The sequence below is a fragment of the Halorussus pelagicus genome (assembly GCF_004087835.1).
GTDB lineage: Archaea > Halobacteriota > Halobacteria > Halobacteriales > Haladaptataceae > Halorussus > Halorussus pelagicus.
In genome coordinates, this window is the sequence record NZ_CP035119.1 from 1,278,009 (window position 1) to 1,302,006 (window position 23,998).

24 protein-coding genes are annotated in these 23,998 nt (G+C 65.4%); 17 read left to right on the plus strand and 7 right to left on the minus strand.

What is annotated here, in order from left to right:
• From lysX to EP007_RS06570, 9 genes are all read left to right on the plus strand, one after another.
• Entirely contained in the window at positions 1-873 is an 873-nt protein-coding gene (gene lysX / locus EP007_RS06530; RefSeq protein ID WP_128476877.1) for a lysine biosynthesis protein LysX, read from the plus strand.
• Positions 873-1,967, plus strand: a complete 1,095-nt coding sequence (argC, locus tag EP007_RS06535) for an N-acetyl-gamma-glutamyl-phosphate reductase (protein WP_128476878.1) — start codon at positions 873-875, stop codon at positions 1,965-1,967. Before lysX ends, argC begins: the two co-directional genes overlap by 1 nt.
• Positions 1,964-2,947 (plus strand): acetylglutamate/acetylaminoadipate kinase, encoded by a 984-nt coding sequence (locus tag EP007_RS06540; RefSeq protein WP_128476879.1) that lies wholly within the window; start codon positions 1,964-1,966, stop codon positions 2,945-2,947. The genes argC and EP007_RS06540 overlap by 4 nt, the downstream gene beginning before the upstream one ends.
• A complete protein-coding gene (locus tag EP007_RS06545) occupies positions 2,947-4,083 on the plus strand; it encodes an aspartate aminotransferase family protein (RefSeq protein ID WP_128476880.1) in 1,137 nt (378 codons plus the stop codon). The genes EP007_RS06540 and EP007_RS06545 overlap by 1 nt, the downstream gene beginning before the upstream one ends.
• Positions 4,080-5,216 (plus strand): M20/M25/M40 family metallo-hydrolase, encoded by a 1,137-nt coding sequence (locus EP007_RS06550; protein WP_128476881.1) that lies wholly within the window; start codon positions 4,080-4,082, stop codon positions 5,214-5,216. Before EP007_RS06545 ends, EP007_RS06550 begins: the two co-directional genes overlap by 4 nt.
• On the plus strand, positions 5,213-6,181 hold the full coding sequence (argF, locus tag EP007_RS06555) for an ornithine carbamoyltransferase (protein WP_128476882.1): 969 nt from the start codon (positions 5,213-5,215) through the stop codon (positions 6,179-6,181). Before EP007_RS06550 ends, argF begins: the two co-directional genes overlap by 4 nt.
• A gap of 58 nt (positions 6,182-6,239) precedes the next feature.
• Positions 6,240-6,542, plus strand: a complete 303-nt coding sequence (locus tag EP007_RS06560) for an AbrB/MazE/SpoVT family DNA-binding domain-containing protein (RefSeq protein ID WP_128476883.1) — start codon at positions 6,240-6,242, stop codon at positions 6,540-6,542.
• Positions 6,539-6,982: a PIN domain-containing protein gene (locus EP007_RS06565; protein ID WP_128476884.1), complete on the plus strand. Its 444-nt coding sequence runs from the start codon at positions 6,539-6,541 to the stop codon at positions 6,980-6,982. The genes EP007_RS06560 and EP007_RS06565 overlap by 4 nt, the downstream gene beginning before the upstream one ends.
• A 150-nt stretch (positions 6,983-7,132) precedes the next feature.
• Positions 7,133-7,948: a manganese catalase family protein gene (locus EP007_RS06570; RefSeq protein WP_128476885.1), complete on the plus strand. Its 816-nt coding sequence runs from the start codon at positions 7,133-7,135 to the stop codon at positions 7,946-7,948.
• A gap of 15 nt (positions 7,949-7,963) precedes the next feature.
• Here the strand turns inward: EP007_RS06570 and EP007_RS06575 are convergent, their stop codons facing one another.
• A complete protein-coding gene (locus EP007_RS06575; protein WP_128476886.1) occupies positions 7,964-8,152 on the minus strand; it encodes a hypothetical protein in 189 nt (62 codons plus the stop codon).
• A 300-nt stretch (positions 8,153-8,452) separates the two neighbouring features.
• On the opposite strand from EP007_RS06575, the gene EP007_RS06580 reads away from it, so the two are divergent.
• From EP007_RS06580 to EP007_RS06590, 3 genes are all read left to right on the plus strand, one after another.
• Positions 8,453-9,403 (plus strand): alpha/beta hydrolase, encoded by a 951-nt coding sequence (locus EP007_RS06580; protein ID WP_128476887.1) that lies wholly within the window; start codon positions 8,453-8,455, stop codon positions 9,401-9,403.
• Between the two features lie 117 nt (positions 9,404-9,520).
• Positions 9,521-10,780 (plus strand): threonine synthase, encoded by a 1,260-nt coding sequence (gene thrC / locus EP007_RS06585; protein ID WP_128476888.1) that lies wholly within the window; start codon positions 9,521-9,523, stop codon positions 10,778-10,780.
• Between the two features lie 226 nt (positions 10,781-11,006).
• The gene (locus tag EP007_RS06590; protein ID WP_128476889.1) at positions 11,007-12,710 is read left to right on the plus strand and encodes a sensor histidine kinase; all 1,704 of its coding nucleotides are present in this window, start codon (positions 11,007-11,009) and stop codon (positions 12,708-12,710) included.
• Positions 12,711-12,775: 65 nt separating this feature from the next.
• On the opposite strand, the gene EP007_RS06595 is transcribed toward EP007_RS06590, so the two are convergent.
• The 4 genes from EP007_RS06595 to serA form a co-directional block, all read right to left on the minus strand.
• The gene (locus EP007_RS06595; protein WP_128476891.1) at positions 12,776-13,003 is read right to left on the minus strand and encodes a hypothetical protein; all 228 of its coding nucleotides are present in this window, start codon (positions 13,001-13,003) and stop codon (positions 12,776-12,778) included.
• 11 nt (positions 13,004-13,014) lie between these two features.
• Complete coding sequence (locus tag EP007_RS06600; RefSeq protein WP_128476892.1) at positions 13,015-13,839, minus strand: M48 family metallopeptidase; 825 nt, start codon at positions 13,837-13,839, stop codon at positions 13,015-13,017.
• Between the two features lie 145 nt (positions 13,840-13,984).
• Complete coding sequence (locus EP007_RS18150; protein ID WP_281062942.1) at positions 13,985-14,110, minus strand: hypothetical protein; 126 nt, start codon at positions 14,108-14,110, stop codon at positions 13,985-13,987.
• A gap of 292 nt (positions 14,111-14,402) precedes the next feature.
• A complete protein-coding gene (gene serA / locus EP007_RS06605; RefSeq protein WP_128476893.1) occupies positions 14,403-15,989 on the minus strand; it encodes a phosphoglycerate dehydrogenase in 1,587 nt (528 codons plus the stop codon).
• Between the two features lie 132 nt (positions 15,990-16,121).
• On the opposite strand from serA, the gene EP007_RS06610 reads away from it, so the two are divergent.
• The 5 genes from EP007_RS06610 to EP007_RS06630 all read left to right on the plus strand — a co-directional run bounded on the left by EP007_RS06610 (position 16,122) and on the right by EP007_RS06630 (position 20,804).
• Positions 16,122-17,336 (plus strand): inorganic phosphate transporter, encoded by a 1,215-nt coding sequence (locus tag EP007_RS06610; protein ID WP_128476894.1) that lies wholly within the window; start codon positions 16,122-16,124, stop codon positions 17,334-17,336.
• Between the two features lie 126 nt (positions 17,337-17,462).
• Entirely contained in the window at positions 17,463-18,668 is a 1,206-nt protein-coding gene (locus EP007_RS06615; RefSeq protein WP_128476895.1) for an inorganic phosphate transporter, read from the plus strand.
• Positions 18,669-18,730: 62 nt separating this feature from the next.
• A complete protein-coding gene (gene fer / locus EP007_RS06620) occupies positions 18,731-19,120 on the plus strand; it encodes a ferredoxin Fer (RefSeq protein ID WP_128476896.1) in 390 nt (129 codons plus the stop codon).
• Between the two features lie 100 nt (positions 19,121-19,220).
• Positions 19,221-19,481 (plus strand): hypothetical protein, encoded by a 261-nt coding sequence (locus tag EP007_RS06625; RefSeq protein WP_128476897.1) that lies wholly within the window; start codon positions 19,221-19,223, stop codon positions 19,479-19,481.
• 303 nt (positions 19,482-19,784) lie between these two features.
• Positions 19,785-20,804, plus strand: a complete 1,020-nt coding sequence (locus tag EP007_RS06630; RefSeq protein ID WP_394346045.1) for an A24 family peptidase C-terminal domain-containing protein — start codon at positions 19,785-19,787, stop codon at positions 20,802-20,804.
• Here the strand turns inward: EP007_RS06630 and EP007_RS06635 are convergent.
• Complete coding sequence (locus EP007_RS06635) at positions 20,801-23,509, minus strand: TRAP transporter permease (RefSeq protein WP_128476899.1); 2,709 nt, start codon at positions 23,507-23,509, stop codon at positions 20,801-20,803. The two genes, EP007_RS06630 and EP007_RS06635, sit on opposite strands and share 4 nt — an antisense overlap.
• Positions 23,506-23,976 carry a DUF1850 domain-containing protein gene (locus EP007_RS06640; RefSeq protein WP_368408101.1) on the minus strand — a complete coding sequence of 157 codons (471 nt, stop codon included), beginning with the start codon at positions 23,974-23,976 and terminating at the stop codon, positions 23,506-23,508. Before EP007_RS06640 ends, EP007_RS06635 begins: the two co-directional genes overlap by 4 nt.
• Between the last annotated feature and the right edge of the window lie 22 nt (positions 23,977-23,998).

The window sequence follows — 23,998 nt, forward strand, 5'->3', positions numbered from 1 at the left end:
TTGCAGGTTGGACTACTCTACTCCCGGATTCGGAAAGACGAGAAGCTCCTGCTCTCCGAACTCCGCGAGCGCGGCCACGACGTGGTGAAAATCGACGTGCGCGAGTTGCAGTTCGGGCTGGACGAAGCGCCCGAAATCCTCGCGGACCTCGACGTGGTGGTGGACCGCTGTCTCGCCACGAGTCGGAGCCTCTACGCCACGAAGTTCTGCGAGGCGTACGGCGTCCCCGTGGTCAACTCCGCGGAGACGGCACGGACCTGCGCCGACAAGGTGCAAAACAGCCTCGCGCTCGCCGGGGCGGGCGTGCCCACGCCCGCGACGGACGTGGCGTTCACCACGGAGTCGGCGATGGAGAGCATCGAGAAGTTCGGCTACCCCTGCGTCCTCAAGCCCGTCGTCGGGTCGTGGGGTCGCCTGATGGCGAAAATTGACTCCGAGAGCGCCGCCGAGGCGATTCTCGAACACAAGGCCACGCTCGGCCACTACGAACACAAGGTGTTCTACGTCCAAGAGTTCGTGGACAAGCCCGGACGTGACATTCGCGTACTGGCGACCGACGGCGACCCCGTCGCCGCGATGGTCCGCTCGTCGGACCACTGGCTCACGAACGCCGCGAAGGGTGCCGAGACGGAGACCTTCGAACTCGACGCCGAGGCCGAGAAGCTGGTCCAGCAGGCCAGCGACGCAGTCGGTGGCGGCCTGCTCGGCGTGGACCTGATGGAGACCAGAGATTCGTACACCGTCCACGAAGTCAACCACACCGTCGAGTTCAAGGCGCTGAACGACGCCGCAGACGTTGACGTGCCCGCGACGGTGGTCGATTGGCTCGAAGCGAAGGCCGCACAGGAAGCGAAGCAGGAGGTGGTCGCCTGATGGCGGTCGGAGACGCGGACGCGGCCGACGCCACGGCGTCGGCCGCGAGCGAAGCGCTCTCGGCAACCGTCGTCGGCGCGAGCGGATTCGCTGGCGGCGAACTCCTGCGCATTCTCGCGGGCCACCCGAACGTTGACCTCGCGGGTGCGACCAGCCGCGAGTACGCGGGCAAGTCCGTCGGGTCGGTCCACCCGAACCTGCGCGGGACCGACCTGCGCTTTTCCGACCCCGCGGACCTCGCCTCGGTGGACGTGCTGTTCGCCGCGACGCCCCACGGCGTCTCGATGGAACAGATAGACGCCTTCTACGAGTCGGCCGATACCGTCGTGGACCTGAGCGCCGACTTCCGATTGAACACCGAAGCGCAGTACGAGGAGTGGTACGACGGCCACGACGCGCCCGAGTATCTGGACGAGGCGGTCTACGCCCTGCCGGAACTCCACCGCGAGGAACTGCCCGGCGCGGACCTCATCGCCGCTGGCGGCTGTAATGCCACCGCGACGATTCTGGGTCTCTGTCCGTTGTTCGACGCCGGAGTTCTGGACGGGGCGGGCGACGAGCAAATCGTCGCAGACGTGAAAGTCGGCTCTTCGGAGGGCGGCGCGACCGCGAGCAAGGCCGGAAGTCACGCCGAGCGCTCGGGCGTCGTCAGGCCCTACGCGCCGACCGGCCACCGCCACGAGGCCGAAATCGAGCAGGAACTCGGTACCTCGGTGTCCTTCTCGGCGCACGCCGTGGACATGGTCCGCGGTGCGGCCGCGACGTGTCACGTCTTCCCGGATTCGCCCGTCTCGAAGGGCGACCTCTGGGGAGCCTTCCGCGGGACCTACGACGACGAACCGTTCGTCCGCCTGCAGTCGGGCGGGTCGGGCGTCTATCGCTACCCCGAACCGAAGGCCGTGGCGGGGACCAACTACGCGGAGGTCGGCTTCGAGTTGGACCCCGGTAACGAGCGCGTCGTCGTCTTCAGCGCCATCGACAATCTGGTGAAAGGAACGGCCGGGCAGGCGGTCCACGCCGCCAACCTCGCGCTCGGTCTCGAAGAGACAGCGGGACTTGACTTTCAGGGACTCCACCCGGTGGGAAGCCCATGACGGACTACACGAAATCGGAACTCGAAGCGGCACACGCAGAGCTACTGGACAACGACCTCGGCGACGACGGACTGCGGACTGATGGGGGTCTCGTGGACGACGAGCAGAACCCGCCCGTCGTCGTCAAAATCGGCGGCGCGCGAGCGGTGGACCCCGAAGGGGCGCTCGCGGACATCGCGCACCTCGTCGCCAACGGCGAGGAGGTCGTGGTCGTCCACGGCGGTTCGACCGCGGTAGACGACACCCTGGAGCGCATGGGCGAGGAGTCCGAGTACGTCGAGACGCCCGGCGGCGTCGTCGGGCGCTTCACCGACGAGACGACGATGGAAGTCTTCGAGATGGTGCTTCCGGGCAAACTCAACACCGACCTCGTCGCCGGACTCCAGAATCAGGGCGTGAACGCGGTCGGTCTCTCGGGCGCGGACGGGAAACTCCTGACCGGCCCGCGCAAGTCCGCGGTCAAGGTCGTCGAGGACGGCCGCAAGAAAATAAAGCGCGGCGACCACTCGGGGAAAATCGAGGCGGTCAACGACGACCTGCTCTCGAAACTGCTGGCCGGAAGTTACGTCCCGGTCGTCACGGTGCCGATGCTGGCCGAAGAGGGCGGCAGTGACGAAACCGGCGAGGGAGGCGGCGCGGGCGCGACCGAGTACACGCCCGTCAACGCCGACGCCGACCGCGCGGCCGCCGCGATTGCGGGGGCGTTAGGCGGCGAGTTGGTCGTTCTGACCGACGTGGCGGGCGTCTACGAGGACCCCGACGACTCCGACACGCTCATCGAATCGGTCGGGACCCCCGCGGAACTGGACGCCGCCGAGGACGCCGCGGAGGGGTTCATGATCAAGAAGGTCATGGCCGCGGTCGAAGCCTTAGCGGGCGGCGCGGCCTCGGTGACGGTCGCGGATGCGAACAACCGCGACCCCATCACTGCGGCCCGGACCGGCCACGGAACCACCTTCGAACCGGAGGCGGTGAGATAATGTCCGGATTCGTCTACTCCGAGAAACCGATTCAGATAGAGTCGGGCGAGGGCGTCCACCTCTACGACGACGCCGGAAACGAATATCTCGACTTCGGCGCGAGTTACGGGGTCGCCGCGGTCGGCCACTGCCACCCCGAAGTCGTGGAGACCGTCCAATCGCAGGTCGAGAAGTTGACCTTCGTGCAGGCCAGCTATCCCAACTCGGCGCGCGACGCGCTCTACGAGAAACTGGCCGCGGTCGCGCCCGGCAACATGGGGAACGTCTGGCTCTGTAACTCCGGCACCGAGGCCAACGAGGCGGCCATCAAGTTCGCACGGAGCGCCACGCAAAACTCCAAAATCGTCGCGGCCCAGCGCGGGTTCCACGGCCGGACGATGGGGTCGCTCTCGGCGACGTGGAAACCGAAGTACAAGAAGCCCTTCGAACCGCTCGCCGAGGACTTCGAGTTCGTCCCCTACGGCGACGACGAGGCGCTTGCCGACGCCGTGGACGACGACACCGCCGCGGTCCTGCTCGAACCGATTCAGGGCGAGGGCGGCGTCAACCCCGCACCAGAGGGGTATCTCCAGACTGCCCGCGAGGTGACCGAGGAAACGAACTCGGCGCTGATTCTGGACGAGATTCAGACCGGACTCGGCCGGACGGGCGCGCTCTGGGCCTGCGAGAAGCGCGGCATCGTGCCCGACATTCTCACGTCGGCGAAGGGACTCGGCGGCGGTCTCCCGATAGGGGCGACCCTCTGCGCCGACTGGATAGCCGAGGACGCGGGACCGCACGGCTCGACGTTCTCGGGCGGGCCGGTCGTCAGCGCGGCCGCCGACGCCACGCTCTCGGTCGTCGCCGAGCAGGACCTCGCGGCGAACGCCGCGCAGGTTGGCGACTATCTCCAGTCGAAACTGAGGGGTTCCGAGCTACCGATTCGCACGATTCGTGGCGAAGGTCTGCTCCTCGGCGCGGAGGTCGGCCGCGGCGCGAACCGCGTCCTGAAGGAACTGGCGATGCACCACGGGATTCTGGCGCTCCCCGCGGGTCGGACCGTGGTCCGCCTGCTCCCGCCGCTGACCGTCTCGGAAGTTCACGCCGACGAGGTAGTCGCGGCGCTCGAAAGCGTCCTCGCGGAGGCGAAGACGTGAGCCAGAGCGCCGACGCGGGCGTCACCGACGGGGCGGCCCGCGAACTCCTCTGCGACCTCGTGGAAATCCAGTCGCCGAGCGGCGACGAGCGCGAGTGCGCCGAACGCCTCGCGGCCTTCTTCGCCGAGCGCGGCCGAGAAGTCTGGCTCGACGAAGTCGGCAACGTCCGCGCGCCCGCCGACGACTCGGTCCTGCTGACCTCGCACATCGACACCGTGCCGGGCGACATTTCCGTCGAAGTCACCGACGGCGAGCTCTGGGGCCGCGGAAGCGTCGATGCGAAGGGTCCGCTCGCCGCGATGGCCGCGGCCGCAGTCGAAACCGGCGTCAGCTTCGTCGGCGTCGTCGGCGAGGAGACCGACTCGCGGGGCGCGCGCCACCTCGTCGAGGACCGCGAGCAACCCGACGCCGTGGTCAACGGCGAACCCTCCGGGTGGGACGGCGTGACGCTGGGCTACCGGGGCCTTCTGGCGGGCGAGTACGCCGTCGAGACGGACTCGGCCCACACATCGCGGCCCGACCCGAACGCGATTCAGGACGCGATGGCGTGGTGGCAATCGGTCGAAACGGCGTTCTCGTCGTCGGCCGACGACGAGAACGCCGAGACCGCCGAGAAAGACGGGAACACCGAGAATGCAGAGAAAAACGGGACCGCCGAGAAAGACGACAGCGACGAACCGGCCGTCTTCGAGCAGGTGACCGCCAAGCCCGTCGAGTTCTCGGGTGGCGTCGCCGCGGACGGTCTCTCGGTGGAGGCGACCGTTGAGGCGCAGTTCCGGATTCCGCAGGGTGAGACCGCGGCGGGGATTCGGGAGACCGTCGAGCGCGAGTTGGACGGAGGGAAAATCGACTGGCGGAAGCCGATTCCGCCCGTGATGGAGACGCCCCGGAGCGAAGTTGCGCGAGCGTTCCGGACCGCGATACGACGAGTCGGGGGCGATCCCCGACTCCTCCGCAAAACCGGAACCAGCGACATGAACCTCTACGCCGGAGCGTGGGACTGCCCGATGGCGACCTACGGTCCCGGCGACTCCGAGTTGGACCACGTACCGAACGAACGCCTCGACCTCGGGGAGTTCGACCGCGCCGTCGCGGTTCTCGAACGCGTCTCCGAGCACCTCGCCGATCAATGAGCAAACACGCCACCGAATCCACGACCGACGTGACCGACCACAACACCGAACCGCCAGCCAACCACTTCCTGCAAATCGACGACCTCTCGGCGGACGAACTCGCCGAGTTGGTCTCGACCGCCGCGGAGTTGAAGCGCGCCCATCACGCCGGAGAAAGCCACGCGGTCCTGCCGAACCAGAGCCTCGCCATGCTGTTCGAGAAGCCAAGCACCCGGACGCGGGTCTCCTTCGAGACGGGGATGACCCAGTTGGGCGGCCACGCCGTGTATCTCGGCCCGGACACGACCCACCTCGACCACGGCGAACCGGTCGCCGACACCGCTCGCGCCCTCTCGCGGTACGTCGATGCGGTGATGGCCCGCGTGTTCGACCACGGCGCGCTCGAAGCGATGGCGGAGTACGCCACGGTGCCGGTAATCAACGGTCTCTCGGACGCCGCTCACCCCTGCCAGACGCTCGCGGACCTGTTGACCGTCTACGAGCAGTTCGGCGGGTTCGAGGACGTGACCGTCGCGTGGGTCGGCGACGGGAACAACGTCGGGCAGTCGTTCGCCGTCGGGGCCGCGATGGCGGGCGTGGACCTGACGATGGCGACGCCCGAGGGGTACGGACCCGACGAGGACGTGCTGGCGCGGGCCGACGCATCCGGGCAGGTCCCGGAGGTCGTCCACGACCCCGAGGCGGCCGTCGAGGGCGCGGACGTGGTCTACACCGACGTGTGGGTCAGCATGGGGCAGGAGGACGAACGCGAGGCGAAACTGGACGATTTCGCGGGCTTTCAGGTGAACGACGACCTGCTCGCGGCCGCGCCCGAGGCCAGCGTGATGCACTGTCTGCCCGCCCACCGTGGCGAGGAGATAACTGGCGACGTGCTGGAGAGCGACCGGTCGATGGTCTGGGAGCAGGCCGAGAACCGGATGCACACCCAGAAGGCGCTGTTGACCCATCTGCTCGGCGAGAAGTAAGTTCGGTGGGAAAGTAGTACAAACTTTTTTGTCTTAACCGAGAGTAGAGTAAGACAAGATGAGCAGTAAAACGGACGGCGGAAAAGTCGTTCGCGTCTCCAAGAAGGGACAGACGACGATTCCGAAGCCGCTCCGGGAGAAGTTCGATATCGACGCCCCCGGACGTGTTCGATTTCGAGAGACCGAGGACGGGGAAATCGTCGTCGAACCAGTTCCACACCCCACCGACCTTCGCGGGTCACTCGCCGACGAAGACGCCGAACCCGGCGAGGTGTGGGAGGAGTTAGACGAGATGCGGGAGCGCGATAAACGACGCGAGGAATCGGAACTCGAACGACTCGAAGGGTTGGAAGACGAATGACGGGACCGTACGTGTTCGATGCGGAACCTCTCATCGCGTTCCTCAACGACGAACCGGGGTCCGACCCCGTCGAACGTATCCTTGGAGCAGTGTACGACGACGAGGAGGACGCCGCGATGAGCGAAGTGACCGCGACGGAAGTCGCGTACAAAATCGCACGTATTCAGTCCGACGGTCAACCGACTGACGACCACCTCGCGCTCGGTCGTCGTCAAGTCCGAAACTTCGTAGACGGTGGCATCGAACTCGTTCCACCGACCGAATCGTGGGAAACCGCCGCGGCAGTGAAGATGCGAGGCGGAATCGCGCTCGGCGATGCGTTCGCAATAGCGTTGGCTGTCAACCGCGAAGCGACGCTTCTCGTCGGCGCAGACGACGACTTCGAAGATGTCGGTGTCTCGGCCGAGATACGCCGACTCCGAACCGAGCCTGCGCCCTAATCGGCCACCGAGAGTTCGTCGTCTCGCTCGGTGCGAAACGACGCCACGGAGAGAGGCGGCGTTTTGTTTGTTTTTCAACTAGGAGTCATAAATGTCATCTGCCAAAACTGATTACGGTCAGTCCGTCGTGGCTCCGCTGGGAGTCAACCAATGTTCTACCACGACAACGAGCTTCAGTACGAAGTCGAAGTCGAAGAGCCGGACCCGTACTTCGCAAAGATGCTCCAGCAGGCCATCGGCGGCGTCGAGGGCGAGATGCGCGTCGCGCTCCAGTACATGTTTCAGGCGTTCGGGCAACCGAAGGAGAAACAGGAGTACCGCAATCTCCTGATGGAGACTGCGGCCGAGGAGTTAGGTCACATCGAGATGCTGGCCACCGCCGTCTCAAAGAACTTGCAGGGCGCGCCCGAGGAGATGCGCCGGGAGGCCCGCGAGAACGACGCCGTCATCGACGCGATGATGGGCGGCGGGCAACCGAGACAGGCGCTGTCGGCCGGACTCCACGCGATGCCGGTGGACGCCAACGGCAACCCCTTCAGCGGGAACTTCGTCGTCGCCAGCGGGAACCTCGCGGCGGACATGTACGCGAACATCATGGCCGAATCGACCGGGCGACTGCTGGCGACGCGGTTGTACGAGATGACCGACGACGAGGGGATGAAGGACATGCTCGCGTACCTCATCGCCCGTGACACGATGCATCAGAATCAGTGGCACGCCGTTCTCGAAGAGATGGGCGAGACGGTCCCCGTGCCCGCGAGTTTCGATCAGGAGAAGGAGAAAGAGGACTACAACTACGAGTTCATGTCCACGTACCGTGAGGACCGCGAGAATCCCCACGAGCGCTGGACCGAAGGGGTCTCCGTGGACGGAAAGGGGGAGTTCTCGTTCGGCACCCAACCCGGCGGCGGCAACCCGCAACTCGAAGCGGTCATCGAGGAGATGCACAACGAGGCCAGCAAGTAGGGGCGAACGGCCGCTTCAGTTTCGCAGAACGCCGTACGCGACGCCGAGGACCGCGCCGTAGAGGACGTGCCCGACGAGACTGCTGACGCTCAACTCGGGAATCGGCAGTATCCAGACGGTGTTCGCCAGCGCCCAGAACGCGACGGCGACACCGGTTCCGACCGCCCAGAGCGCGACGCCGTAGCAAGCACCGAGGACGACCACGCTCGTCGGAAAGAGAGATAAATAGGAGTAGGTGAGCGCGAGCCGCGAGTGCCAGTGCGCGCCAGCGAAATTTCGGCCAGCGAGCCATCATAACCGGACAGACATGTTCGATTTCTGTTTTCAGTCAAGGTACCGTTTATCACAGCGTAGTTCCAATTACTTTTATCGACATTTCGTTTACAGCCGAGGTACCGTTTATCATTAATACCGGTTAAATCAGCTTACGAGTGTCTGATTCTCCCAGTTACTGTCTAAAAATAAATGAGTAGATTTTTGTAAGGGGTGTTCTTGCGATGGAATATGTCAGAGGCCCACCCCGACATCGAAGCGGTCGTTTCCGAAGTACCACCCCTGCACCAGTTCTCGGTCGAGCAAGCGCGCGAGGGCTACGCCGACTACCTCTCGGTCGAGCAGGACCTCGTCTCGCTCGCGGACGTACGCGACAGTGTCGTCCACGGACCGGACGGCAACAACGTTCCGATTCGGGTGTACACGCCTGAAGGCGACGGCCCGTTCCCGGTCATGGTCTGGATGCACGGCGGTGGCTTCCTCCTCGGTGACATCGAGACCTACGACCCCGTCTGTCGGGTTCTCGCCGACGAACTCGGCTGTATCGTCGTCTCGCCGGACTACCGACTCGCTCCCGAACACAAGTTCCCGGCCGGACTGCAGGACTGCTACGCCGTCGTCGAGTGGGCGTCCTCTCGAACCGACGTACTCGGCACCGACTCGGACAAACTCTTCGTCGGCGGGGACAGCGCTGGCGGTAACCTCGCGGCCGCGGTCTCGCTCATGGCCCGCGACAAGGGCGGACCTGACATCGACTATCAGGTGTTGGTCTACCCGACGACCACCTTTTCCTACGAGTTCGACGACGACTCGAGCGGCGACGAGAGCTACTTCATCACCGAACCCGACCTCCAGTGGTCGTGGGAACACTACCTCGAAAACGAAATCGACGGGATGAGCCCCTACGCCTCCCCGCTACAGGCCAACGACCTGAGCGGCCTGCCGCCCGCCACCGTCCTCACCGCCGAGTTCGACCCGCTCCGCGAGGAGGGCGTCGCCTACGCCGAACGACTCGAAGACGCCGGGGTTCCCGTCGAACACGCTCATTACGACGAGATGGTCCACTCGTTCTTCACGAACGTCGCCGAACCGCGAGTCGAACAGGCGTGGGACGCGATGGCCGAAATCGGCGCTCACCTCGACGAAGCCTTCGCCGACGAGAAAGAGCTGCTGGTCGCCTGACGATGGACCGACGACTCCGAGCAGTGCGGTCGATTTCCACGCCGTAGTTGGACACCGAATCCCGTAGTAATACCGCTAACCGGCCCTTTTTCCCGGTGCCCACCTTCTCGGAGAACGATGACTCTCAGTCTCTCCGAGGAGCGACCCGACCCGCCGCGAGCGGCCGACGACGGGGTCTGGCTGGCCTGTATCGAGTGTGGAGCGACCTTCACGCCGTTCGATGCGGTCCGGTACACCTGCGATGCCTGTGACGGCCTACTCGAAGTCCGATACGCCGACCTACCGACCTTCGACGACTTCGAAGGGCGGGGCGTCTGGCGGTACGCCGACGCGCTCCCCTTCGCGGAGGGCGTGAGTATCGAGGAGGGCGACACGCCCCTCTACGAGGTGCCGACCATCGAGGACGAGACCGGCGTCGCGGACCTCCGAGTCAAACACGAGGGGATGAACCCCACGGGGAGTTTCAAGGACCGCGGCATGACCGTCGGCGTCCGCGTCGCCGAGAAACTGGGCGTCGGCCGCCTCGCGTGCGCCTCCACGGGCAACACGAGCGCGGCGCTCGCCTGCTACGGCGCGCGCGCGGGCACGGAAGTTCTGGTTTTGCTCCCCGCCGGGAAAGTCGCCGCGGGGAAGGTGGCACAGGCCAGCCTCCACGGCGCGCGAATTCTGGAAGTCGATGGCAACTTCGACGCCTGTCTCGACATCGTCTCGGACCTCGCGGCCCGCGGCGAGGCGTACCTGCTCAACTCGCTCAACCCCTTCCGACTGGAGGGCCAGAAGACCATCGGTCTCGAAATCGTCGAGCAGTTCCGGGACCAGACGGGCGACCTTCCGGACCGCATCGTCCTGCCGGTTGGCAACGCGGGCAACACCGCCGCGCTCTACAAGGCGTTCCGCGAACTGGTCGCGGCCGGGGCACTCGACCCCGCGGAGGTTCCCACACTCACTGGCGTGCAGGCCGAGGGCGCGGCCCCGATGGTCGAAGCCGTCGAAGAGGGACGAGACGAGGTGCGCCGCTGGGAGGAAGTCGAGACGCGCGCGACGGCCATCCGCATCGGCAACCCCGTCAACGCGCCGAAGGCGCTTCCCGGCATCCGGGAGACCGGAGGTACCGCGGTCGGGGTCTCCGACGAGGAAATCACTGACGCCCAGCGCGCGCTCGCCCGCGACGGCGTGGGCGTCGAACCCGCGAGTGCAGCGTCGGTCGCTGGACTCCGAAAGCTCCGCGAGTCGGGCGATATCGCGGCCGACGAGCAGGTCGTCTGTCTCACGACGGGCCATCTTCTGAAGGACCCCGACGCCGCGGCGGCCGCCGGGGCGGACCCGGAACCGGTTCCGGCCGACACCGACGGCGTACTCGACCAACTCGGCGAGTAGCGGCGCGTCCTGGGTCGAGGCGGCGGCGTGTATCGGGACGACGCACGCTCGTTTCGGCGAGAAAACGCGCGTTCAGTTTAGTATTCTTTACATAAATTCTTCTATTTTAAATTACGTCTATATAGCCCTCAATCGTCTTATACCGGTGCGCTTCGCCCGATTCGGTATCGAGCAGATGATTTATATATGGCGGACGGAATGAAACTGGTAACACGTTTCAGAAACGATGCACCTCACGTACTCCGTCGTCTTGTCGATGTTCGCGTGTCTCGTCTCCGTCACTGTCAGCGTCCTCTCGTGGCGGCGCAGAGAGGCGCGCGGAGCGCTCCCGATAGTGGTGTTCACTGCGGCGACTGCAATCTGGACCGCCGGGAACGGGCTTCAGGTGGCGAGTACGACGATTTCGGCCAAGCTGTTCTGGGTGAGCGTGGAGTACGTCGGGACCGCCGTCGTCCCGCTGGCATGGTTCGCGTTCGCATGCGAGTACACCGACAACCGCGAGTGGCTCTCGCGTCGCGCGCTCGTCGCGCTCGCGGTTCCGAGCGCGCTCACGCTCGTCCTCGCGTGGACGAACGAATACCACCACCTTGTCCGAACGTCGGCCGAACTCGTGACGGTAAACGGCACCGTCGTTTTGCGCCGGACGTTCGGGCCAGCGTTTTTCGCGGGAACGGTGTACGCCAACATCGTCAACGGCGTCGGCACCGTCCTCCTCCTCCGCGGACTGGTCAGGTCACAGGACCTCTTTCAGAAACAGACCGTCGCGGTACTCGCGGGGACGACGGTCCCGTGGGCCGCGTCCGGACTGTACTACAACGGCTTTCTCTCCGTGCAACCGGAGGTCTTCTTTGCGGTTACCGGCGTGGCCTTCGCTTACGCGATTTCGAGGTACGAACTGCTCAAGGTTGCCCCTATCGGCCGCCGGACCGTCGTCGAGGAGATAGACGACCCGGTGTTGGTTCTCGACGCGAAGGACCGAATCGTTGACGCGAACCCGGCGGCGCGGCGCGTCTTCGGATGGGCGCGTGCGGCCGACCCGATAGGTCGGCCGCTGGCGGCGGTCCGTGACTCGCACCCATCGGTCCTCGACGCGTACGAGTTGGGCGACCAGTCGGAGAAAATTGCCGTGGAGAGCGACGACGGCGTGCACCGATACTTCGACGTGCAACGGTCCTCGCTGTCGGACCGAGGTCGCTCGGTTTCGGGGTCGGTTCTCGTCCTCAACGACGTGACCGCCCACAAACGCTACGAGGAGCATCTGGAGCGACAGAACGAGTATCTCGAACACGTCGCACAGAACCTCGCTCACGACCTCCGGAACCCGCTGAACGTCGCGCAGGGCCACCTCGAATTCGCCCGAACGGCCGACGACGACTCCGCCCATCTCGACAAGGTCGAGGGCGCACACCAGCGCATGGACGACATCGTGGACGAAATCCTCGACATGGCCAACGGCGAAGTGCCGGTCCAACTCGACCATCTCTCGGTCGAGGGCGTCGCGCGGAACGCGTGGGAGAACGTCGAGACGTACGACGCGACGCTCGCGTTCGACGGGACCGAACTGTCGGTCCGGGCCGACCAGCGGCAACTGGCGAGCGTGTTCGAGAACCTGTTTCGGAACGCGATAGAGAACGCCGGACACGACGCCGCGGTCCGGGTCGGCAGCCTCGGGTCGGACGGCGACAACGGAGTTGCGTCCCTCGCGCCCCAGAGCGGGTTCTACGTCGCCGACGACGGGCCGGGAATCCCCGAACGCGAGCGCGAGCGCGTGTTCGAGCGAGGATACACGACCCGCGAAGACGGAACGGGCGTCGGTCTCGCGTTCGTCCGCGACGTGATTGAGCGCCACGAGTGGGAGGTCTGCGTGGCCGAGAGCGACGCTGGCGGAACGCGAGTCGAAGTCCGCGAGGTCACGGTGGCACCGACCTGACGGTTGGGTGGCGTGGAGTCCGAGCGACGACGGACTCGCGTCGCGGAAACCGTCCGAGTGCGTTCTCAGAGCGCCACCGACGCGAAGTAGACGCCAGCACCGACGAGCGCCACGCCGACGACCTGCACTACCCGTCGCCACCGACCTGCCGACGAGTTCTCGCCGTACTCGCCCCCGCGGCCGGGCGGCGCCCGACCCGCGGTGTGTATCTGGACGACCGCGTCCGGGACCGCGAGGAAAAACAGTCCGAGTCCGACGCCGAGGACGGCCGCAAGCAGGGTTCGGAGGTCCATCGTGGTCGGAGTCAGTAACGTAGGCGTTCGATTCGCTTCTCGACCGGCGGATGAGTGGCGAACAGTTGCGCGAGACCGGTGCCCTCGCCGAAGATGCAGAGTGCGCCGACCTCCGAGTCGATTTTCGACTCTTGGGCGCGTTCGCTTCCGCGGCTAATCTTTTCGAGCGCGCTGGCCAGCGGTTCGCCGCCGCCGATTTCGTCGGCGGCGTCGCGGTCCGCGACGTACTCCCGGTAGCGCGAGATGGCGAAGACGAACACCATCACGAGCATCTGGGTGATTTGGCCGACGACGATGGCGAGAAAGAAGTCCGCGAGGTCGTTGTCGCCGGTCAGCAGGACCGCCCACTGAGCGACGATGGCGACGATGGAGGCGACGCCCTGCCCGAGGACCATCATCACCACGTCTCGGTTCCGGATGTGGGCCAGTTCGTGCGCGAGGACGCCTTCAACTTCGCGGGCGTCAAGCAACTGGAGCAGTTCCTCGGAGACGACGACGGTGCCCGCGCCCTTGCGCCCGACGGCGAAGGCATTGGGTACGCCCATCCGGGCGACCATCAGTCGCGGCTTGTCGATGCCCATGTCCTTCGACAGCGACTCCACTTGTCGGTGAATCTCCGGGAAACGGTCCTCAGGCATGTCCTCGGCACCGACGCTCCGGAGGGCGGCCCACTTGCCGATTTTGTACTGGACGCCGACGAAGGCGACGCTTCCGAGCGCGACGAGTACCGGCGAGAAACCGAAGATCCCCATTGCGGCGACGGCGGCCACGGCGTAGAACGCGAACAGCATCGACCCGACGACGGCCATTCGGGCCTTCAGACCGAGATGTTTCATGTGCGGGTGTGGACAGTGACGCCACTAATAGCCGGTGGTTGTTGTAGTAGAGCAATTGTCTCGACTCGAGACGAAAGAGGTGGAAACTTCGACCAGTCGTCAGTCCGGTTGCCACTTCCCCGAGGAGTCAGTGAGCAGGATTACCCTACTGTGACTCCGTGTGGGTCAGGCGTCGGTACGTGTGATATAGCCCCACGAGAGCGGTCATCAGTCCGACGAGTGCGGTCGCCAGTTCGACGACGACCGTCGCTCGCTGAACGGTGACGCTCACACCGACGATGACAACCGGCCAAGGTGTAATCATCGTACACTACTGCGCGAGGCAGTAGTGTTCAGCTATAACGACTACTTAGTCAAAAATTTTCCTGTTGGCTCCTGTTCGTAGTTTCGAAGAGAGCAGTCAATTCAGCTGTGAAACCAAGATAACACTGCACAGAGCTGCAACTGAAGGAGCGAGTTCCAAAAGGAATCATCGGATGCAGTAGTGCACCGATGATACACCTTGGCCGTATAGACGAACTCCTGCTTTCGATAAAAACGTTTCCCCAAAGTGAGCGTCCGCCCTACTCCGCGCCGTTCAGTTCGATGTAGCGCGCTTCGATGATTCGCTCGTCGGCCTCCAGCGTCTCCTTCGCGTCGTCGGGGACCTGCTCGTCGAGCGTGTACACCGTCAGCGCCTCGCCGCCGTGAGTCTCGCGGGCGTTGAACATCCCCGCGATGTTGACTCCGTGGTCGCCGAGGATGGTGCCGATGAAGCCGATGACGCCCGGCGCGTCCTCGTTACGGGCGACGAGCATGTGGCCGTGCGGGATGGCGTCGATGCGGTAGTCGTCCACGCGGACGATGCGGGGGTCCTCGTCGGCGAACAGGGTGCCTTCGACGCTGATGGACTCGTCGTCGCCCGAGACGGTCACGCGGACGAGGCTCTGGAAGTCCTCGGTCTGGCGAGTCTTGGACTCCGTGACCTCGACGCCGCGCTCCTCGGCGATTTGGGGCGCGTTGACCGCGTTGACCTGCCACTCCAGCGGTTGGAAGACGCCCTTCTGGGCGCTGGCGGTCACGAGTTCCACGTCCTCCTCGGCGATGTCGCCCTCGTAGTGGACCTCGATTGAGGCGATGCGCTCGTCTAACAGTTGCGTGGCGATTTTGCCCGCGGTCTCGGCGAGACCGATGTACGGTTCGACGCGGGGGAACGCGCTCTCGTCGATGGACGGGGCGTTCAGCGCGTTGACGACCGGTTCTTCGGCGAGCGCCGCGACAACTTGGTCGGCGGTGCTGGTGGCGACGTTCTCTTGGGCGGCCTCGGTACTCGCGCCGAGGTGGGGCGTGACCACGGCGTCCTCGACATCCAACAGGGGATTGTCCGGCGAGATGGGTTCGTCGGCGAACACGTCCACCGCGGCACCCGCGAGGACGCCCTCCTCGACGGCCTCGGCGAGCGCGTCCTCGTCCACGACGCCGCCGCGGGCGCAGTTGACGAGGTAGCCGCCTTCGAGTTGTGCGAGTTCCTCGTCGCTGATGAGGCCCTCGGTTTCGGGGGTCAGCGGCGTGTGGACCGTCAGGAAGTCCGCGCGGTCGAGACAGTCGTCCAAGTCCACCAGTTGCGCGCCGAGTTGCTTGGCGCGTTCCTCGCTGATGTAGGGGTCGTAGGCCACGAGGTCCATCCCGAGCGAGTCGAGTTTCTTGGCGACCTCTTGGCCGACCCGACCGAGACCGACGACGCCGAGCGTCTTGCCGTTGAGTTCGGTGCCCAGATAGTCGCCCTTAGCCCACTCGCCGCCCTTGAGTCGCGCGTGGGCCTGCGGGATGGACCGCGCACTGGCGAACGCCATGGCGACGGTGTGTTCGGCCGCGGCCCGGACGTTGCCCTCCGGCGCGTTGGCCACGATGACGCCGTGTTCGGTCGCCGATTCGATGTCGATGTTGTCAACGCCGATTCCCGCCCGGCCGACGATGACGAGTTCCGGAGCGGCCTCGAAGAGTTGCTCGTTCACGTCGGTTCCCGAGCGAACGATGAGACCGTTGGCGTCCGAGACGGCGGCCAGAAGTGCGTCTCCTTCCACGTCGTAGGCGGTTTCGACTTCGTGACCCGCCTCACGAAGTCGCTCTAAGCCTGCGTCGGCGATAGGGTCCGTTACGAGAACTTTCATGCCTACGTTGAGTCGTGCCGCCGGGATAACCCTTTCTGCGCCTGTGTCTTTTGCCAGAATCGGGTCAACTCGACGTTCGAAGTTGCGACCGGACAAGGAGGATTTAATCCGTCTTCGCCCGAGATACCCCTAGTGAGCAATCTACTCCTCTTGCTCGGCGTCGTCGTCGCCATCTTCGTCGGCTTCAACATCGGCGGGTCGAACACAGGCGTCGCGTTCGGCCCGGCGGTCGGCAGCGGGACCGTCTCGAAACTCGGTGCGGGCGCGCTGATGAGTTTCTTCTTCCTGCTCGGCGGGTGGACGCTCGGCCGCCGCGTGGTCGATACGCTCGGTAAGGACCTCGTCTCGGGCGACCCCTTCACGATGCGCGTCGCCGTCGTCGTCCTGCTGTTTATCGGTCTCGCGCTGTTCGCGGGGAACGTCCTCGGCGTCCCCGCCTCTACCTCGATGACCGCGGTAGGCGCAATCGTCGGTCTCGGTCTCGCCATCGGCCAGTTGAAGGTCGAGGCCGTCCTCGAAATCGTCGGCTGGTGGCTCGTCGCGCCCATCGTCGGCTTCTGGGTGAGCGCGGTGGTCGGCCGCTACTGGTACGACGACTTGGACGAGTTCATCAACATCGACCAGAGCAAGGGGCGACTCGTGGCGTTCGACACCGCCGGGAGCCTCCCGCGCCCGGAACTCGGGCCGGGAACCACCCGCCGGGAGTTCGTCGGCACGCTGCTCGTCATCGCTATCGGCTGTTACATGGCGTTCTCCGCGGGGACGAGCAACGTGGCGAACGCCGTCGCGCCGCTGGTCGGCAACGGCGCGATTTCGATGACCGAGGGCGTCCTGTTGGCGTCCGGCGCGACCGCAATCGGCGCGTTCACCATCGCTCGGCGCACCCTCGACACGGTGGGCAACGACCTCACCGACCTGCCGCTGGTCGCGGCAGTCGTCGTCGCCGTCGTGAGTTCCTCCATCGTGACGGTGCTGTCGGCGCTCTCCATTCCCGCGAGTTTCGTCGTCATCGCCACCATGAGCGTGGTCGGTCTCGGGTGGGGCCGCGCCACGGTCGCCGACCCGGTCTCCGAGACACCACCGGTTCCGGGCGCGAGCGTCGGCGTCCCCGGCGAGAGCGCCGCCATGCCCGGCGAGAAGCGAACTGCTCCCAACGAGACCAAGACCAGCGACTTCGATGGCGACCGCGACGCCGCCGACTCGGAGGTGGCCGCGGACGGCCCGCCGTCCCCGGCCGAACTCTACCAGCCAGCGACGACCGCGAGGGTCGTTCTCCTCCAGAATCTCGTGCCCGGAATTGCGACGGTCGTCGCGTACGTCGTGTTCCGCTACGTGCCGATTCTGTGAGCGGAGTCGGGTCTCGTTCTGCGAGGCAGGACGGGTCTCGTTCGGTGAGAAAGGCCAGACCTCGTTCCGCGAACCCGAAGAATCGAGAACGATACGATTTAACGGCCGTCGTGTCTTGGTAAACGTGTGATTAGCGTACTCCTCCTCGTCGGACTTGCGGTCGCCGTCTTCGTCGGCTTCAACATCGGTGGCTCCTCGACCGGCGTCGCGTTCGGCCCGGCAGTCGGAAGTGGCGTCCTCTCGAAACTCGGTGCCGCCGGGTTGATGGCGACGTTCGCGCTGCTCGGCGGGTGGACCGTCGGTCGAAACGTCATCGACACGATGGGCGGCCAAATCGTCCCGTCGGCACTGTTCACGCTCCCCGCGAGCGTCGGCGTCCTCTTCTTTGTCGGTCTTGCGCTTCTCGTCTCGAACCTGTTCGGCGTCCCCGCCTCCACCTCGATGACCGCCGTGGGTGCCATCGCCGGGTTGGGCGTCGCGGCCGGTGACATCAACTGGGAAGTGATGGGCCAAATCGTCTCGTGGTGGCTGGTCGCGCCCATCGTCGCGTTCTGGGTCTGTGCGGTTATCGGGCGCTACCTCTACCCGTATCTGGACGTGTGGTTCCGCATCGACCGCTCGGAGGGACCGCTGTTCGAGTACAACCGCGTGGGTTCGATTCCGTATCCCGTCCCGAGCGCGACCACGAATAATCGGGAGCTTGTCAGTAGCGTCCTCGTGGTCGTCATCGGCTGTTACATGGCGTTTTCCGCGGGTGCGAGCAACGTGGCAAACGCGGTCGCACCGCTCGTCGGGAGCGGCGAGGTGGGCGTCAATCAGGGTATCCTCCTTGCGGCGGGTGCCATCGCGCTCGGCGCGTTCACCATCGCTCGGCGCACCCTCGACACCGTCGGCAACGACCTCACCGACTTGCCCCTGCTAGCCGCGCTTATCGTGGAGGTCGTCTCGGCGTCGCTCATCACGATGCTGTCGTATCTGGGCATCCCGGCGAGTCTTGCTGTGAGTGCGACGATGTGCATCATCGGTCTCGGGTGGGGCCGAGCGACGCGGGCCGTCAGAGTTCGAGACGCCGCGACCGCGGCGGTCCGAGGCGACGGCGAAAAAGACGGCGAGAGAACCGGCGAGAAGTCGAAGATGTCCGTTGACGCGCTGACGGCCGAACCAGAGGACGAAGTCCAGAAAATCGGCGAGGAAGACCCCGACGACCTCCAGACCAAAGACCTGTTCGACCCCTCTTCGACTGGTCGCGTCATCATGCTCTGGATTCTGACGCCGAGCATCTCGGCGGTGGCGTCGTTCCTCCTGTTCGAGTTCTTCCCGATTTATCAGTAGCATCGCCGCGTTCGGGCGGAAACAATAACTACTAACCATGTCGCGGCCGAACCATCGTCTTGATGCCAACAGTAGAATACCTTAACTACGAGGTACTGGACGACCAAGGCTGGGACATGGACGACGACGACCTCTTCGAGCAGGCCGCCGACGCCGGTCTCGACGGCGAGGACTACGGTAGCCTCGAGGTCTCGGAAGGCGAGTACATCCTCGAAGCCGCAGAGGCGCAGGGCTACGACTGGCCCTTCTCGTGCCGCGCTGGTGCCTGTGCGAACTGCGCCGCCATCGTCAAAGAGGGCGAAATCGACATGGACATGCAGCAGATTCTCTCCGACGAAGAGGTCGAAGAGAAGAACGTCCGCCTGACCTGCATCGGTAGCGCCGCTACCGACGAGGTCAAGATCGTCTACAACGCCAAGCACCTCGACTACCTCCAGAACCGCGTCATATAACTGCCCTTCCGGATTTCGATTTTTTGCACGAGTGCGACCGACGAGCGGTCGCTCTACGGACGGTAGCTTTACCGTCGTCGCTGGCGTTGCGGGCTAGTCGATGACCGGCGACCCCGACGATTCGACGCGAACGATGCGCGACGCCTTCCGCGTCTGGAACGTCGATGCGGTGGAGCGCGAACTCGTCCTCCGGAGTTCCGACGACCAGTACGTCGCCGTCCCGCTTCCTGCAGAGAACAAGGACCTGTTCGAGCGACTGGTGGACTCGGAGGGAACCGTCGAGGCGACGTTGGTGGCGGTTGGCGGGGACGGCCCCTCGTGGCGGATAGCGGAGGTTCACGGCGTCGGTGAGGAGAGTTGACCGACGTGAAGCGTAAATCCGTCTCGGCGGTGGCATTCAGCGACATAAACGGTCGCTGCGGACACTGGATTTTTACATCCTGAGATCGGACTTGTGAATATGAAAGAAAGTCGGCCCATTCATCCCGCGGAAAAGGGCCAGCGAAGTAACAAAGGCTCTGCGCTCTTTACTCGCCTCTCACGGTATCTGCAGCCAGATGGCGATTCGAAGTAACGTACTTTTCTCGAATCGTACCCGACGGAAGGTCCTCTTAGATTTATATAGGAAGCCGAAACAAACCTCGGTCACGGAGAGATACACGCCGTGGTTTCCCCCATCGACGCCTCGATACCCGACGTTCTACGATTGCTCGTCGTCCCCGTCTTCGGTTGGGCCGCGTGGCGGGACGTGAAGACCCGCCGGATACCGAACCGGACGTGGTACCCCCTCGCCGCGCTCGCGGTCGTCCTGCTCGCGGTCGAGGGGTGGCAAGCGTGGACCGGCACCGCCTACGAGACCCGGTGGTTCGCCCTCCGGGCCGCCATCAGCCTCGGCTTCGTCGCGCCGCTGGTCGTCGCTTTCTGGTGGTTCCGAGCGTTCGGCGGCGCGGACGCCAAGGCATTTCTCGTCGTCGCCGTACTGTTTCCGACGTTCCCGACCTACGAGGTTGCCGGGTGGGTGTTACCTTACCAGCAGACCGCCGTCGGCGTGTTCTCGCTGACCATCCTGACGAACACGGTGCTGTTCGGCGCTCTCTACCCGGTCGCCGTCCTCACGCGGAACGCGGTCGCCGGGCGGTTCTCGTCGGTGATGTTCGTGGGCAAGCCCGTCTCGTGGGACGCGATTCCGACAGAACACGGGCGTCTGCTGGAGACGCCGGAGGGCACGACGCGGAGCGGCGTGGACTTAGACGCGGTTCGGATGTACCTCCGGTGGCGCGGCCTGACGCTGGCGGAGTTGCGCGAGCGCGCCGACCACTTCCGAGACCCCGCGACCCTGCCCGCAGCGCCGAATCCGCCCGGCGACGGCGCAGTCAGCGTCGAGGAGCTTCGGGCCGACGGCGGCCAGAGCGCGACAAGAGAGGCGACGCCGAAATCGGACGCCTCCGAGGCAGACCCGTGGGGCGCGGCGGCGTTCCTCGACGACATCGACCACGGCGCGTACGGCACGACGCCCGAGGGCCTGCGCGACGGTCTGGACGTGCTGGTCCGCGACGACGAGGTGTGGGTCTCTCCGGGTATCCCCTTCGTCGTCCCCCTGTTCGTCGGGACGGTCGTGGCGCTGACCTACGGCGACCTGCTGTTCGGCGCGCTCGACCTGCTCGGACTGACCGGACTGGCCTAATCGGCGGCTTCGGTCGCGCCGGTTTCGGTCGCTCGCTCTGTGTCGGCCCGGCGTCGATTCCGGAGCGCGAGCGCGCCGAATAGCACGCCGCCGACGGCTCGGAGTCCGAGGTCGAACAGTCCGGCTTCGAAGCCCGACGGGAGACCCAACAGCGAGAGCAGGGCAGTTACCGTGTTAAACAGTAACAACGGAGCCATCAACAGGAGCGCCGCGAGCGCGAACCCCGTACGAGCGAGGTCGCTCACGTCCGTGTAGAGGTACGCGATGATGGTCGCGCCGAGCGCCACGACGCCGACGAACACGCCGACGACCGGAATCACCACCTCCGGGAGGAAGTAACCGAGGTCGGCCACGTCCGAGAATCCGATGACGCGGACCTCTTGGCCGGTGCCCGTCCCGCGGAGCAGAAGGATGCCCGGCGTCAGCACGAACGCGAACGGGACGATGGCCTTGTTGAGCGACAGCGAGAACGCTTTGACCCCCGTCTCGAACTGGTCGGATTGGGCGATGCCCGAGGCGGCGTAGGCCGCGACCGCGACCGGCGGCGTGATGTCGGCGATGACGCCGAAGTAGAGGATGAACAGGTGCGCCGCGAGAATCGGAATCCCCAACTCGCTGATGGCCGGGCCGAGCATCGAGACGAGGATGATGTAGGTCACGGTGGTCGGCATCCCCATCCCGAGGATGATGGAGGAGATGGCGGTCAGCACGAGTAGCGCGACGATTGAACCGCCCGCGACGGTGCGGATAAGCGAGGTCAGGTTCGGTCCGAGACCGCTCACGCTGATGACACCCGGAATCACCCCCGCGGCGGCAACCGCGATGACGACCGCTGTCGCGGTCCGCGCGCCCGCGTCCATCGACTTCAAGACGAACCCGCCGTATTGGAACGGACGGTTATCGGCCAGTTGCGGCCGTCGAAGCGCGCTCGCGGCCGCCGACACCGCGCCGTCTACCTGCGGGTCGAAGTCCAACAGCGGCGCGCCGCCTCGCGGCCGGGCGAGCATCGTGACGAGACTGATCACCAGCGTGAGCCAACCGAGTTTTCCGGCCGCGGCCAACAGCGCCGCGACGGGAGCCATCCCCGTACCGGGTGCTGAACCCGCGAGCGCGTCCGCGATGCCTGCGCCGGTCACAGCGAACGCCGCCGTCTCCAGCACGAAGAGGCCCGCGATGGTACCGAGGAGTGGCACGCGGGTCTTCTCGCTGTAGGCCGCGACGAGCGCGATGAGCGCCGCGATGGCGACCAGCGTGAACCACGCCGACCGGGCCACCGACAGGCGCTCGATGATGAGGTAGTAGAGCAGGAGGACAAGCGGGACGAGGTAGAACCACCCGCGTGCGAGGTGGGGCCGCCACGACACGATGTCCTCAATGGCGAGACCGCCGATGTTTCGCTTCGACGCTTCGAGGTGGACCATCACCCAGACGCCGAAGAAGAACACGATGGCGGGAATCGCGGCCGCCATGATAACGTCGCGGAACGGCGTCAACGTGTACTCCACGATGAGGAACGCGGCCGCACCCATCACCGGCGGGAGAATCTGGCCGCCCGACGACGCCGAGGCCTCGACTGCGCCCGAAAACTCGGGGCTGTAGCCCGACCGCTTCATCAGCGGAATCGTGAACGCGCCGGTGGTCACGGTGTTGGCGATGGACGACCCGCTGATGGTGCCCATGAACCCGCTGGCGATGATGCTCGCCTTCGCGGGACCGCCCTTGCGCTGACCGGTCGCCGAGTACGCGAGGTCGATGAACCACTTGCCAGCGCCGCTCATCTCCAGAAACGCACCGAACAGGATGAAGATGTAGATAAACCGGACGCTGACGGTCACGGGGATGCCGAAGACGCCGTTCTCGGTGTTGTACCAGAGGTTCTGAACGATAGAGTCCCAGCCGAGTCGCGGAATCGAGAGAACGCCGACGTAGGCCGCGTCGAGCGGAATCAGGTACCCCCACCGCGCGTAGATGATGAACGACGCGACGATGAACATCAGGTAGACGCCGAGCGCGCGCCGGGTCGCCTCCAGCACGAGCAGGACGCCAATAGCGCCCAGCAGGAAGGCGTAGGACACGTCTCCGAGCGGAATCCCCACCGAAGAGAGCGCGTCAACGACGGGCGCGAGGGCCGGGTAGTATTCGCCGATAGTTCGGCCGAACCCGAGACCGAGCGCCCGCATCCGACGAATCTCGCCGAACTCGGTCAACATGTACGTCACCGAGAGGAGCGTGAATGCGACGAGTAACCAGTCGAAAGGAGTGACGCGTCGGCTCTCGGGGTCTGTGAACAGCCACCGAATGACGCCGCGAGTGCGCTCTCCGGCGCGCGTCGCCGCGCTGTCGTCGCCGAACCTGTCGCGGAGACCGGGGACGACCCGCCCGAGTCGCCGGGACAGAAAGCCGTCGCCCGTCGAGGGCGGAAAGAGCAGGAACGTGAGGACGAGCGCGAACGAGACGTGGACGGCGTTTATCTGGAGCAGTTGGAGCGACCCGAGTTCGACGCGACCGACCAGCGGGAGCGTCGCCGCGAACTCGAAGCCGCGGGCCGCCAACCACATCTGAAACGCGGAAAACGAGATGGCGACGACCGACACCGCGAGCGCGAGGATACCCCGGTGGGAGCGCCGCCGTTCCAGTTGCTCGATGAGTTCCTGCTGGTCGGTCTCCGGGGTGACCGTCTCGTCGGAGCGTTCGGTGTCGCTCATAGGTGCGATTCGGTCGTCGAGCGAGAGTCGTTCGTCACGAACAGTTCCACCGAGCGCGCGTCCGAGAGCGCGACGAGGTCGTACGTTCGGTCCTTCACGAGCAGTCGGTGGCCCGCAATCTCACCCGGTTTGACGTAGATTCGGTCGTAGCGCCCCTCCGGGTCGAAGACGAAGGTTCCGTCCTCCGTGACGTTCACATCCGCGCGGGCCGGGAGACCCGCGCCGTAGGACTGAAACTCCATCCGGACCATCTCCAGCGAGGTCCCGTTGACCGCGTACACGTCCAGTACGGGCGTCTTCTCGACGCTATGAGTGTAGTTCAGCGCCACCGTGTCCCCCTCGGCGACCGGAACCGTCAGCAGTCGCTCGCCCGTCTCGGCGTCCGCGACGACCAGCGCGCGGTCCGCCTCAGTTTGCGGACTCGCGTCGCCGACCGCGCCGACGCCAGCGACCGCTGCGACTAGCAGACAGACGCTCGCCAAGAGGGGG